Here is a 13,818-nt window from a genome sequence, read left to right as displayed (position 1 = left end):
ACCTACAATTACATTAATTGTACTGGTTTTATTTCAATGTTAACTGAATCAGAGCTCACCCATACATCACCATCTTGAATGGTAATAGTCAGCGATATATTGCGATCAACCAGCGCTGCCAGCGCTTGAGTTGTAGCAAAATCTAAACTAAAAATACTTAAATTTTTAAACTCATACAATTTAGGTTGATGCTTTTGCCACCAAATTGCTTGGTTGTTTTCACCATAAGTGTATAGCACCACTTTTTTAGCTTTATTACAGGCTTTTTTAACACGCTTTTCATCAGGTAAACCAAGCTCAACCCACAGCTCGATCTCATCGCTATAGCTTTTATGCCACAGCTCTGGTTCATCATCAGCCGATAAACCCTTAGTAAATTCTAAACCATCACAGGCATTAAGTGCATAGGCAAGCAAGCGGATCATCAAGCGTTGCTCGGTTTCTGAAGGGTGTTGTGCCAAGGTTAAATTAAAGTCTTGGTATACGTTGCGGTCCATATCGCTTAGCGATAACTGCGCTTTAATAATCGTCGATTTAAGAGCCATAACAGTTTATTTAAAAAAATTTGCGTCAGTATAGCGCAATTAAGGGCTGAGCCAGTTAAAATAGCCCGAAATTATCTGTAGGAGTTAAAAATGGCTATCCAGTGGTTCCCTGGGCATATGAATAAAGCCCGTAATGAAATTAAAGAAATAATGCCACAAATGGATGTGATCATTGAAGTGCTTGATGCGCGCATTCCTTACAGTAGTGAAAACCCGATGGTGGCGACGTTGCGTGAAGGTAAGCCGGTCATCAAAATTCTAAATAAAGCTGATTTAGCCGATCCTAAAATGACGCAAACGTGGAAGGATTACTTTGAGCAAGAAAATGGCGTAAAAGCGATTGCGTTTGGTAATGATAAAGCGGCTGAAGTTCATCGTATTAATGAACTGTGTAAAAAATTAGTACCACACAAAGTCGGTGCTGATAAGCAAATTAAAGCCATGATCATGGGTATTCCTAACGTGGGTAAATCTACGTTAATTAATGTGTTAGCGGGTCGTATTGTTGCGAAAACAGGCAACGAACCGGCGGTTACTAAAGCGCAGCAACGTATTAAGCTAGAAGACGGCATCATGCTTTACGACACACCGGGTATGTTGTGGCCAAAAGTTGAAAATGAAAACTCAGGCTACCGTTTAGGTGCTACAGGTGCGATACGTGATACCGCACTTGAATATGAAGAAGTCGCTAGTTACACCGCTGAATATCTATTGCGGGCGTATCCTGAACTTTTAAAAGCGCGTTATAAAATTGATGAATTACCTGAAAATGATTGGGAATTTGTTGAAATGGCGGGTAAAAAGCGTGGTTGTATTCGTGGTGGTAACCAAATTGATACTTATAAAATGTCAGAAATTCTAATTAATGAACTACGCGATGGCATAATTGGTCGTATCACTATGGAAACTCCAGCTATGCGTGAAGAAGAAGAAGTGATGGTTGCAGGGCTTCGTGCTGCGGCTGAGGCTAAAAAAGCAGCTAAAGAAGAAGAGAAAAAACAACGTCGAGCACGAGCACGTAAAAACCGCCGGTAATTGTTTTTCCACTGGTTAGCTCACTAAATTACAGACATAAAAAAAGCCCGTAAGGGCTTTTTTAGTTTCATATCTACCGTCACCGATATGAGCAATGTAGCAAGTAAAATAGTAGGGCGGTTACCTGTCACCAACATCAAGGGGCGTTGCGGTTAGTAACAGGTAACCTTAGCTGTTTACGTGCGCCACACGTGTTTCAGGGTCGAGAAACAAATCAGTTTATTCCGTACAAGTCGTTGTGCTTTGCGTCTTGTTGATATTGATTATCAGTTAGATCTTATGATCTGTCAACACCCATTTGCAAATAATTCTCATTTATTTTATTTGCTGATAAAAACAACAAATAAAGCACTTTGTTGGCATTAATATTACACAGCCCGATTTCTTGCTGATATTAGATTATTTTGCATTGCTAATGCTTATGGCGTCTTATTACTTGCAATGCGGTTATTTATTTGTTCTACCAATTCTTTATCTTTGCTTCCTTTGCTATTAACTATAAGTAAAAAGTGCTCGCCTTGTTTGTCGATAACTTTAATCACTGTATTATCAAGTTGTGTTCTGCCATAAGTGACTTCGACGCTAGTAACATCCTTAAAGTGTTTTAAGTTTGATTCAAGTTGGCCTTGTTCATTTTGCCAATAGCTAAAAATGTAGTTGTCGCTTATACCATTGCCGTCGTTACGAAAATCTACCCACGCATCGCTGTAAAAATATAAAACATCTTCATCAATAGGTACTAATTGATGGCGTTTTAAGAATTGCATTTGAAATGACCACAATTTATCGCCTTTTACGATAGCGGTACTCGGTAATAAATAGACTTCTTCCAGTAAGCTTAAAAATAAAATAGGTACCCAGATTATGGCGATAACTATATTTCTTACTCGCCATTTAGAATTGTATGCAAGTGCGTCAGATGATTGGTTTAGGTGTTGAATGTAATTAACTAATGGCAGCCATAAAAATGGCAGGATACAAATAGCTATAGTAGTTGCTTCGTCAATACGGGTCATGAGACTTGCCAAAATAACCAGTAACCACGCAATAATTGCCAAGACGTTTGGCATGATTTTATTTTTATTGTGCTGCGTTTGGCTGTGTGCAACTAGCTCTAAATATAAAGAGTAATAAAAAAATATCGCGAAAATCCCGCGAGCAATCGGCATGATATGACTATTTTGCTGTATTTTAATTGCTTTCCAGTTGCGATAACTCCAGTAGTTAATAAAAAGTCCTAAAGTAAAAATACTATAAAGAATAAACTTTGCATTAGTAACTGGGTAAAACTGCGCATCACTAAATGTTGGGCGCTTTGCTGACTCGATACGCCATGCCACAATAAAAAATATCAGTGCGAGCAGGTAAGCAAGTAATACTACAATGATCCAATTATCGTTTAAATCAAAACTGCTAGTGGTATCTGCAGTTACATATTTAACAATGCCAAACTGCGCATTGTCGATTAGCTTGTCTCGTTCGCTCAGGTACAGTTTAATCTGATCAGCTGGAATATGATCTTGTTTGGCGCTAAATGAAAAATCGAGTGTTAATATATTGTCCGTAAAGTGGATATTCTTTTTGAAATTAAAGAACGCATTATCAATTTCACTTTGCTTATTATCAAAGTGCCAATTTGGTTCTTCAAATTTTATTTTAATAGTTGTTTCAATATTATTTGGGTACTTAAAATACAGCGGCGTTGTGCGATTAATTTGATCGGGTTCGTAAACGCTATTTTGTATCTCTGAGGCATAAAAGTCAGCTCTGAGTCCTTCGTCGTCAGGTTGCCAAAAATCATTAATAAGGTAAAACTCGTCACTTAACAGCTCGCCGTTATTTGTATTCTCAGTTACCGTCATCGGCTTATCAATGGTTATGCCTTGAAAATAGCCTTGGTAATATTCTAGGTAATCTTTCGCTATTTTATCGAGTCCATTGCGGGCTAATGAACTGCGTCTATTTACAGCATCAAACTGGCTATATATGTAACTAGTTTGAAATGTTGTTGGCTGTTCAGGTTTAAGAGCTATGGTGTAGTTATCATGCGTTTTAATTGTAATACCATCGACAGGGGGACTCATTTTTGTAAGCTGTTGCTCAAAAGGTTTAACAATCAATGCATAACCATAATTTGGTTGTGCTAAATGCGCTAAAGTTCCGGTTTGATAGTTTATTGTTGGATCTAGCCAATAACGTTGACCTGCATGCTCAAGCGTGACAATGACATGATCAAATATTTGTGCTGAGGCTGGTAGTTCAATTAACCGTTTACCTTCGTCAGTGTTCACTAATGCAGGATAGGCTTTGATCCCCATTGCTTTAAGTAATGAAATTAGCAGTACGGTTTTGTCTTTACAATCACCATAACGAAGTGCCAGAGTTTCAGATGCCGACGTTGGTTGGTGGGAGTTAGTACCCATCTCCAAGCCTAAATAACGAACCTCGTCTTGACTGAATTTTAATGCAGCGGCGATACGATCGGAGGCTTGTGGATTATGCATGGCTATTTCATCGGCAATGAGTGTTACAGGATCTGTTACTTCTATTGCGGATTGATATAAAGGGGCTGCCCAGTTAGCAACTTCCTGCCATGATTTTAATTCAGAGAAAAAAACCTGTTTATACGGGTTATACCAATATGGTGTTTGGCTTGAAGATGTGATTGTTGCTTGATTGTGTAAGCTGATTTGATAGTCATGACCAACAGCGAGCGGGGTGTCTTTTATGTCAACCTCGCCGTTAATTGTATTGATATAAAGTGGTGTGGGTTTTTGCCATAACACACGCATAAATTGTTGCGCCACCGGTACCGACCAGTTTAATGTGCGAGACGCGCTAAAATGTTGGTAAATAGGGTTGCGGCCAGTAATCGTAAAGCTGTAATCGAGCTGGTCGTTAATGCGCATATCATCAACAATAATATTTAAACTTAGGCTGCCGTTGTAAATTCCATTGGCTAATTCGGTTTCTCGTTGTAAGACCTTAAATTGTGCGCTAGCGAGTTTATTTATGTATTGCCCATCTCGGATAAGGCCAAGACTATTGAGTGTGAGGGTTTGATAACTGGGATCAAAGTCTAAATTAAGTTGGCTAATGTAATCGATGCCAGTTTGGTTCACCGCCTGCATCACAGTACGCGTGTAGCGCTGCTGAGGATGTTGAGCAGATACTTTTATTTGGGTATCAAGTAATCGGTAATAAGTACCATCGACGATTTGGTTGACTGGGATTTCCGTTTTAATCAGTGGCTGTTGTTTCACCCAATCATCTGCAGCTTGGATTTGGTATTCTTGGCTGGTGCTATAAAAACTTATAACTAAAAAACACACACTGAGTGTGAGGCTCGTTAATTGAGTCCATTTCATTATTGTTCTTCTTTTTGGCTGGTTTTAAGTGTCCCTATTGTTGTTAGATTACCAAGCTATGGCTTATAAGCCAATAAAATACAGGGCATTATCTTGGTAAGGTAACTAATACACGAGTACCTTGACCTTCAGGATTGGCTAATAATTGTAACTGACCACCTTGATTACGAATGAGTTCGCGGCTGATCACTAAACCGATCCCTGCGCCTTGCGCTTTTGTTGAATAAAAAGGCACAAATAGGTTTTCAGGATTTGTAATACCAGTGCCGCTATCAAGCAGCTTAATAACAACTTTATCTTTATGTTGTTGCCAGCTAAGAGTAGGTGCGCTTCTACCTCCGGCTTCAAAGGCATTTTTAATTAGGTTGATCAGTGCTTGTTCTAACTGGCCTAAATCTACATTGAAGTGCTGAGCTTCGACCATGGCGCTATCGGTATTGGTTAAATAACGCTGATACTTTGATTTTAAACGGCCAAAGCCACGTATTTTTATTACAAAATCAGCTTGAGTTACGGTGGCTATTTGCAGTTGATTAGCCGCCAATGCGGTAGGTGCTAGCCATGAGTAAATCAGCCAAATAATAAGCGCTATGCTAATAAGTAAGGTACCAAATATGAGTTTTTTACGCTGACTCGGTTTGGTGCTGCGTTTTAAAGTGCTATCTATATCCATGGCATTGGTAATTTGTTGTTAAGGCAATTGAATAGCCTAAAGCGAATAACATGCCAAACTATAAGTGATTGAAATTACTTGGTTTGCTTTTTTATTGTTAGAAGCAGTTTCCCAGCTTTGGGAAAATAAAATTAAAAGTGGGAGTGTGGCTTATAGGGCTTAATAAATATACTTGGAATGGTCGTGGCTATTAGTTTTTTTAATTCTTTTTGTTCATTTAGTTTATTTGTTTTTTCAGGTACATAGCGCTATTTTTCTTTTAAACACATCCTCCCATTGCCCGCAAACTGATAAGTGATAAAAATGAGCCAATTTATAAATAACCTTAGCTTTCGAGTTAAATTTGCTATTCCTGTCGTCGTCGCCTTAGTTATTTTTTCGGTGTTGTCGGGTTACGTGTTGTATACGTTTAAAGAGCAAGCTCGACTTAACAGTTTTATAAGTTTAGAGGTGCGAACGGTGCTGGACGATCTTGAAGACGGCTATCGTGATCTCTTTCAGGTGAAAACGGCAGGTTTGAGCATGGTGCTAGGACAAGGCGACAAACAAAACTATATAGTACAGCTTGCAGAGTACCGAGATAATATAGTCCGTATCGACGCGCGCCTTTCTAGCCCATTAAAGCTGGTGAAGTCTGGCTACATTGATGCGATCAATGCACAGCGGGTTACGAATATCAAAGCCGATGTCGCTATTTGGTCTCGTTACTACCAAGCACTTTTTAGTGATCACCAGCTTGCGGCTAGTTACTTAGCTGAGCATAAACAAGATATGGAAGCAGTGTTGGCGCGTATTCGCAAAAATGTTACTAGCATGCGTGATGAAATAGATGCCAAACTTACAAATTCTTTAATTGAAGTAACCGCTAATCAAGAGTCTGCTAGCTTTGCTTTGCAGTTTGGTATTGTATTGAGCTTTGTTTTATCAATAGCTGCAACTTGGCTGCTGTCTACCGTTATTTTGGCGCCGTTAAAGAAAATGCAGTTAGCATTAGAAAACATAGCTAGTGGCCAAGGCGATCTCACGCAACGGTTAAACAGTGAGTCAAACGATGAAATGGGTGCGCTTGCGCGTTCGTTTAATACCTTTATCAGTAAAATTCATAACACAGTATTGGCGGTTGTCGGCTCGGCTGAACAGGTGCGCAATGAAACTGAAAGTTTGCGCATTATTACTGCAAGTGTATTAAGTGAAGCCAGTAATCAGCAAATAGAAAGTGAGCAAGTGGCAGCTGCGGTAAATGAAATGAGCACGACCAGTGATAACGTAAGCCAAAACGCTAATGATGCGGCCAGTGCCACAAGTACTGCTAATAATGATGCCAATGTAGCAAAAGCCACAATTGAAGAAACCATTTCGTTAATTAATCAACTGGTGACCGACATTTCGGCATCGAGCGACGTAATAAACACCTTAGAGCAAGATGTAATGAATATCGCCACTGTGCTTGATGTTATCCGTGGTATTGCTGATCAAACAAACTTGTTAGCGTTAAATGCGGCCATTGAAGCCGCGCGCGCGGGTGAGCAGGGGCGAGGCTTTGCGGTCGTTGCTGACGAGGTGCGTTCATTAGCGAGTCGCACGCAAGATAGTACCGGAGAGATCAACGCTATGATTGAAAAGCTCCAACAAGGTACCAATCAAGCGGTTGGTGCAATGCAAGCCAGTACCAAAAGCGGTCAACAAACGATTGAGCACTCTCGCGGTGCCGCGCAATCGGTGCAGCGTATTAATGACGCAGTTACCATTATTAACGATATGAACATGCAAATTGCCACCGCTGCCACGCAGCAAAGCCAAGTGAGTGAAGATGTGAATATCAATGTGCAACGTATTGCGACATCAAGTGGCAATATGCTAGACAAAGTGGATCAGGCTGAGCGTGCATGCCAAGCATTGGCACAGCAGTGTCAACAGTTAGACAACCTAGTAAGCAACTTTAAAGTATAAGTATTATCAAGGGGGTGAATTATTTATCACCCCTTAAGATGCCTCTTTTAGCTAAACCTCAATAAATAATCAATTACTATCAACGAGTTATTAAACTGTAGTTTTGTGCATATTGTGCGTGATTTTTATGCGCTAAATGCATTTTAAGCAGATCAATGCAGCTTAAATTCTAAACATTTCGTTAATCTGACGTTAACACTATGCTCGAAGACAGATAGCAGTGTGTAGTCGCTCATCTAACGACAACAAAATCATCAACAGGTGTGGAGAGAACAACCAATGAAAGCAAGTAACACACAATTGGCTTTAGCCATTGCAGCAGCACTAGCAAGTACCTCAGCATTCGCTGCCAATGACACTGAAAAATTACAGCAGCAACTAGACGAACTACAAAAAGAAGTCGCTGCGCTGAAGAAGTCTAGCGGCTTTAATTTGGAATTTGGTGGTCGAGTGCAACTTGATTACAACTATTTTGATGGTGCATATAACGCGAATAATGACGGTGATGCGGGCGGTGATTTTTTTGCGCGTCGTATCCGTACTTATGTTGAAAGTGAGCATGGTAACTGGGATCACAAGTTACTGCTTGAGTTTGCCGAAGGTACAGCAGAAATCGTGATGGCGCGAGTTCGTTATAATTTCGATAATGGTCTAAAAATTAAAGCGGGTAAAATCCGTGAAGACATCACTTTAAATGGCTTAACGAGCTCTAAGCATACCAATACTATAGAGCGCAGTACGCTAGCCAATACTTTCTCGCCGTTCTTCCGTTGGGGAGCGTCAGCGTCTCAATACTTTAAAGACAGTGGTTTTCGTTATGCCGTTGGTGTTTATAAAAATGATGCCTTTGGTGCTACGGGTCATGACGAAGATGATCAACTAACACTCGCTGCAACGGGACGTGTTACTTGGTCAAGCGCAGCCCCAGGCGATGTGATTCATTTAGGTGCGTGGCATTCATACCGTGATATGGGTGGTAACGAGTTAGGTGCGCGCTTTGCCCGTGGCGAAATACGTGAAGCCAATGTACGTCTTGTTGATTATGCGGTGGGTGGTAATGCCGTGGCATTGGATAGTTTGTCGCAAAGTGGTCTTGAGTTTGCGTATCAAGCTGATGCATTAACGCTAGAGGCTGAATACGCAAGCCGCACACTCGATGCTGTTAATGGCGCCGACCCGCTTGATGGCGAGCGTTATGATGGTTTTCATGTATCAGCGAGCTACTTCTTAGGTGGTGAGCAACGCAGGTACAAAGCCGGTTCAGCATTATTTGTACAACCTAAAGGCATTAAAGATGCGTGGGAGCTTGTCGCCCGAGTATCACAAATGGATGCAACAAGTAGCACGCAAGGTACTGAAGTAACTACTTATACCCTAGGCACATCCTATTATATCAGCAGCGATATCAAATTTATGGGCAACTTGATCTACAGCGATGTAGAGGGCCCAGGCGCAACTGCGTTAGTGGGTGATGAAGACTCAGGTATGGGCTTTAGTGCGCGCATGCAGTATTTATTTTAGGAGTAAATTGAGATGAACTTACTTAAAAAATCATTTAAATCATTTAAAACTACGGTACTTGCGGCATCGTTAGTACTAAGCAGTCCGTTTGCTATGGCTGACATTCACTTTTTAGTACCGGGCGGCCCTGGTGGCGGCTGGGATACCACAGCACGCGGTGTGGGTGAAGGTTTAGTGAAAGCGGGTATTGAAGATAATGCGTCTTTTCAAAATATGTCGGGCGGCGGCGGTGGCCGTGCAATCGCTTATCTGATTGAGTCTGGTACTAAAAAAGGCGATATCTTAATGGTTAACTCAACACCTATCGTGTTGCGGGCACTAACCGGTAAAATTCCTTACAGCTACCGTGATTTAACTCCCGTTGCCAGTATGATTGCCGACTACGGTGCATTTGTAGTACGTAACGATTCGCCATTTAAAACCTGGCAGGATGTGATCGCAGCAATGAAAGAAGATTCAGGCTCTGTAAAAGTAGCTGGTGGCTCTGCACGTGGCAGCATGGATCACTTAGTTGCAGCGCAAGCAGTTAAAGCGGCAGGCCTTGACGGACGTCGTTTGCGTTATATCCCTTATGACGCGGGTGGTAAAGCCAAAGCAGGGTTGTTATCTGGCGAGGTTAACTTACTTTCTACCGGACTTAGCGAAGCGTTAGAAGTCGCTAATGGCGGTCAAGCTCGCATTCTAGCTGTGACATCTGGTGAAGCGTTACCAGATTATCCACAAATTCCAACCTTAAAATCACTTGGTTATGATATGGAGTTTGTTAATTGGCGTGGTTTCTTTGCGGCACCCAATTTACCGGCTGATAAACTTGCAGAATACACCGAGAAGTTACGTAAATTACAAACCACTCCAGAGTGGGAAGTAGTCCGTGCACGTAACGGTTGGTTAAACCTATTCCAAGAAAAAGATCAATTTATAAAGTCACTTGAACAGCAAGAAGCACAGCTTAAAGTTGTTATGGAAGAACTCGGCTTTATTCGTACGTCACGTTAATCGAGGCTTTTATGTTGAATCGCGAACTACTAGGGCCAAGTTTATTCTTGGCGCTATTTACCCTCTACGCCATTGTTGCATGGCAAATTCCGTTACTCCCATTTGAAGAGTACGAAACGGTTACTTCTGCCACCTTACCTAAAGTATATGCGGCATTTGGTATTATCGTTTGTCTGCTTTCTATCGGGGCTACTTTACTTAAACCAACTGCAGCCGTTGATGAAGATAATGCGCTCGAAAAGTCACATGTATTGCGAACAATCGGGTTGCTTATATTGATGGTGATATATAGCGCAGCGCTTGAGCCTATTGGCTTTTTAATCTCAACCAGTGCGTTTTTATTAGTTGGCTTTTTTGTTATGGGTGAGCGCCGCAAGGCTATTCTCTTATTGGCCTCTATCCCTGTTGCTGTAGTGTTTTGGTTTTTAATGACCCAAGTGCTCGGTATTTATTTGGTTCCTGGCAACCTGTGGAGTTAAGTTATGTTTGATGGAATTATGCTGGGCTTGTCGACCGTACTCGACTGGAACAATTTATTGTATGTCATAGTGGGTTGTTTTGTTGGTACCTTTATCGGCATGCTTCCGGGGCTTGGGCCAATTACTGCTATTGCGTTAATGATCCCAATTACTTATAGCATCGGTGCCGATTCAGGGATGATTCTGATGGCGGGGGTGTATTACGGTGCAATTTTTGGCGGTTCAACATCATCTATTTTAATTAATGCCCCAGGGGTGGCGGGTACAGTTGCGTCCTCCTTTGATGGCTATCCGCTGGCTAAACAAGGTCATGCTGGCAAAGCATTGGCGATAGCCGCTTACTCCTCCTTTATCGGCGGAACCATAGGCGCAATTTTATTGATGGTTGCAGCCCCCTTGTTGGCAAAAGTATCGCTGAGTTTTCAATCTCCAGATTACGTTGTACTGATGTTTTTAGGTTTAACAGCGATCGCGGCGTTTTCTAATAAAGGGCAATTTTTAAAAGCCATGATGATGACAGTATTTGGCTTAATGCTCGCGACTGTGGGTATTGATCCATCATCTGGTACTGAGCGTTTTACGTTAGGCCAAGCTGACTTACTTGATGGCATTAGCTTTTTATTAGTGGCAATGGCTACTTTTGCACTGGCTGAGGCGCTTATTAATGTAGTGCGTCCAGAGAAAAAAGAAACTAAAAGTATTAATGATTCAGACACACCGCAAATCGGTTCAACTAAATTGACCAAAGAAGAGATCAAAGACATTGCGCCAGTTATTGGCCGCTCGTCTATACTTGGTTTTATTGTTGGCGTATTGCCGGGTGCAGGTGCCACTATCGCTAGCTTTATGGCGTATGCGACGGAACGTAACTTAGCGCCTAAAGGCTTAAAAGAAAAGTTTGGTAAAGGTTCATTACGAGGCTTGGCAGCACCGGAGTCAGCGAACAATGCTGCGTGTACCGGTTCATTTGTACCATTACTTACATTAGGTATTCCAGGCTCGGGTACGACTGCCATTATGTTAGGTGCCTTAATTGCTTACGGTATTCAGCCAGGTCCAATGCTGATGCAAGAAAACCCAAGTGTATTTTGGGCGGTTATCGTTAGCATGTACTTTGGTAACATCGTATTGCTGATTTTAAATCTTCCTTTGATACCATATTTTGCAAAAGTATTAGCGATGCCAAAATCAGTATTAACGATAATGATTTTGTTCTTCAGCTTAATTGGCGTGTATTTAGTTTCCTTTAATACCTTTGATTTATTTATGATGGTTGGCTTTGCTGTGGTGGCGTTGGTATTACGATTACTGGCTTTCCCAATGGCACCATTACTATTAGGCTTTATTTTAGGCGACATGATTGAGCGTAACTTCCGTCGTTCAATGATGATCTCGGATGGTTCATTAAGCTTCTTATGGGAACGCCCACTAACATTGAGCATTTTTATTATCTCAATATTAGTGTTGTTATTTCCATTAAAAGACTTTATAACCCAACGCCGGGCAGATAAAGCGGCGCTTAAAGTGAAGCAAGAGCATGCATAATTGAGGTAAAAAATGAGCTACACCAAGACGCAAAATCCGCTGCAAAACATAGTTAAAAAGCCTAAGCGTTTAGAAACGCGGTTAATAATTTGGGTTACAGGGCTGTGTGTATTACAAGCGGTGTTATTTGGCGGTTTGGTGTATCGAATTACCGCACAAAGTTTGCATGATCACATTGGTGACAAAGCACTCGCTGTGGCGACGAGTATTGCATCAAGCGATGATGTCGTTAAAGCTTTAAAGAACCCTAGTAACTTGGTGGCAATCAACCAAGAAATAGAAAATCTGCGCCAGCTAACTGGCGCAGATTTTATTGTTATTGGTGATAAAAATGCGCATCGAATCGTCCATCCAGATAGCAATAAACTCGGTAAAAAAATGGTTGGCGGTGATAGCCAAGACGCGTTACACGGCGAGCGTTATATTTCAGTGGCGCAGGGCAGCTTAGGTGAATCTATTCGCGGTAAAGTGCCGGTATACGATGAGCAACAAAATATTATTGGTTTGGTCTCGGTCGGTTTTTTAGTGCAATCGGTTGAGCCGTTGATCCGTGATCGGATTGTTGAAATTATGATTTGGGGTTTGTTGTTAGTTGCTTTGAGTATTATTGCCGCTATCTTTATTGGTCAGCGAGTAAGAAATGCCATCTTTGGTTTGCAACCAGATGAAATAGCGAGGTTGTTTTCAGAGCAGGACGCTATTTTAAATACCATGCGTAGCGGTGTTATTGCACTTGATCCCGACGGACGAGTACGCAAACTGACTCAGCGTGCCTGCGAAATTTTAGATAAACCAGTCGCCTGTATTAATCAGTCATTAACTCTGAAAGATTTACTGCCAGAGCATGCTGAGTTTTTATTACGAAATCAGCGTCGTAAAATGGTTGGCTTTGAGTTGTTTGCTGCGGATAAACGTTTGGTGTTGTCGCGTTTTTCATTGCAAGTGCAAGGGCAGGCGGATGGTATTTTACTCACTCTGCGCCCAGCTGATGAGCTTGAATACTTGAGCCAGCAACTTACTAAAGTACAAGCATTTGCCGAGTTGTTAAGGGTGCAAACCCATGACTATTCGAATAAGCTAAATCTAATTGGGGCGCTTATTCAAATGGGTAAAAATGAGCAAGCAATCGAATTGATCGGCCAAGAAAGCCAAGGTTCACAAGCACAGATCCACCATTTATTAGAACGTATTCAAGATCCTGTGTTAGCCGGTTTGCTGGTGGGTAAATACCATAAAGCCCGCGAGTTAAACGTAGTATTGGAATTAAACCCAGAAAGTTTACTTGGTGCCATCGCACGTACTGAAATGTTAGAACGAGTAGTATCAATCTTGGGCAACTTAATTGATAACGCCATTGATGCGGCGATCAGAGCCAGTAAAGATCGAGAACCTCATGTACGAGTCACGGTTGATGAAACGAGTAAGACATTATTGTTTGATGTCGAAGACAGTGGTTTTGGCTTGGGTAACGACCATGAAGTGATATTTACCCCACAATACAGTTCAAAAGCAGGGGCAGAGCATGGCATTGGTTTATATTTAGTGAAAACTAATTTAGATTCGTGTGGTGGTAGTTTAGAAATTGGTGAGTCAGGTTTAAAAGGCGCGCGATTAAGCGTCTATATTCCTAAATAACCCTAAGGTAATTTAGGCTAATAAGCAGTGGCCAAGCAAACAATAATAAAAGTAAATGGGCTAACATTGCA

10 protein-coding genes are annotated in these 13,818 nt (G+C 41.4%); 7 read left to right on the top strand and 3 right to left on the bottom strand.

Features of this window, described 5'->3' with window-relative positions:
* Nucleotides 1-8: 8 nt before the first annotated feature.
* Entirely contained in the window at nt 9-545 is a 537-nt protein-coding gene (locus H5201_RS00590) for a YaeQ family protein (protein WP_145240254.1), read from the bottom strand.
* A 90-nt stretch (nt 546-635) separates the two neighbouring features.
* On the opposite strand from H5201_RS00590, the gene ylqF reads away from it, so the two are divergent.
* Complete coding sequence (gene ylqF / locus H5201_RS00585) at nt 636-1,580, top strand: ribosome biogenesis GTPase YlqF (RefSeq protein WP_182717516.1); 945 nt, start codon at nt 636-638, stop codon at nt 1,578-1,580.
* Nucleotides 1,581-1,999: 419 nt separating this feature from the next.
* Here the strand turns inward: ylqF and H5201_RS00580 are convergent, their stop codons facing one another.
* Nucleotides 2,000-4,948 carry a DUF3857 domain-containing transglutaminase family protein gene (locus H5201_RS00580; RefSeq protein WP_182783466.1) on the bottom strand — a complete coding sequence of 983 codons (2,949 nt, stop codon included), beginning with the start codon at nt 4,946-4,948 and terminating at the stop codon, nt 2,000-2,002.
* An 88-nt stretch (nt 4,949-5,036) separates the two neighbouring features.
* Nucleotides 5,037-5,621: an ATP-binding protein gene (locus H5201_RS00575; RefSeq protein WP_182783464.1), complete on the bottom strand. Its 585-nt coding sequence runs from the start codon at nt 5,619-5,621 to the stop codon at nt 5,037-5,039.
* A 303-nt stretch (nt 5,622-5,924) separates the two neighbouring features.
* Between H5201_RS00575 and H5201_RS00570 the strand changes: the two genes are divergently transcribed.
* The 6 genes from H5201_RS00570 (at nt 5,925) to H5201_RS00545 (ending at nt 13,747) form a co-directional block, all read left to right on the top strand.
* Entirely contained in the window at nt 5,925-7,571 is a 1,647-nt protein-coding gene (locus tag H5201_RS00570; protein WP_182717510.1) for a methyl-accepting chemotaxis protein, read from the top strand.
* Nucleotides 7,572-7,850: 279 nt separating this feature from the next.
* Nucleotides 7,851-9,092 carry an OprO/OprP family phosphate-selective porin gene (locus tag H5201_RS00565; RefSeq protein WP_145240101.1) on the top strand — a complete coding sequence of 414 codons (1,242 nt, stop codon included), beginning with the start codon at nt 7,851-7,853 and terminating at the stop codon, nt 9,090-9,092.
* Between the two features lie 12 nt (nt 9,093-9,104).
* On the top strand, nt 9,105-10,088 hold the full coding sequence (locus tag H5201_RS00560; protein ID WP_145240099.1) for a tripartite tricarboxylate transporter substrate binding protein: 984 nt from the start codon (nt 9,105-9,107) through the stop codon (nt 10,086-10,088).
* Between the two features lie 11 nt (nt 10,089-10,099).
* The gene (locus tag H5201_RS00555) at nt 10,100-10,567 is read left to right on the top strand and encodes a tripartite tricarboxylate transporter TctB family protein (protein WP_145240097.1); all 468 of its coding nucleotides are present in this window, start codon (nt 10,100-10,102) and stop codon (nt 10,565-10,567) included.
* A 3-nt stretch (nt 10,568-10,570) separates the two neighbouring features.
* Nucleotides 10,571-12,112, top strand: a complete 1,542-nt coding sequence (locus tag H5201_RS00550) for a tripartite tricarboxylate transporter permease (protein ID WP_145240095.1) — start codon at nt 10,571-10,573, stop codon at nt 12,110-12,112.
* 12 nt (nt 12,113-12,124) lie between these two features.
* Entirely contained in the window at nt 12,125-13,747 is a 1,623-nt protein-coding gene (locus H5201_RS00545) for a sensor histidine kinase (RefSeq protein ID WP_182783462.1), read from the top strand.
* Nucleotides 13,748-13,818 lie beyond the last annotated feature (71 nt).

The sequence above is a fragment of the Pseudoalteromonas sp. SG43-6 genome, assembly GCF_014164365.1.
Lineage (GTDB): Bacteria > Pseudomonadota > Gammaproteobacteria > Enterobacterales > Alteromonadaceae > Pseudoalteromonas > Pseudoalteromonas rhizosphaerae.
The sequence above is the reverse complement of the archived record's forward strand: the minus strand, read 5'-3'. Positions and strand labels throughout refer to the sequence as shown.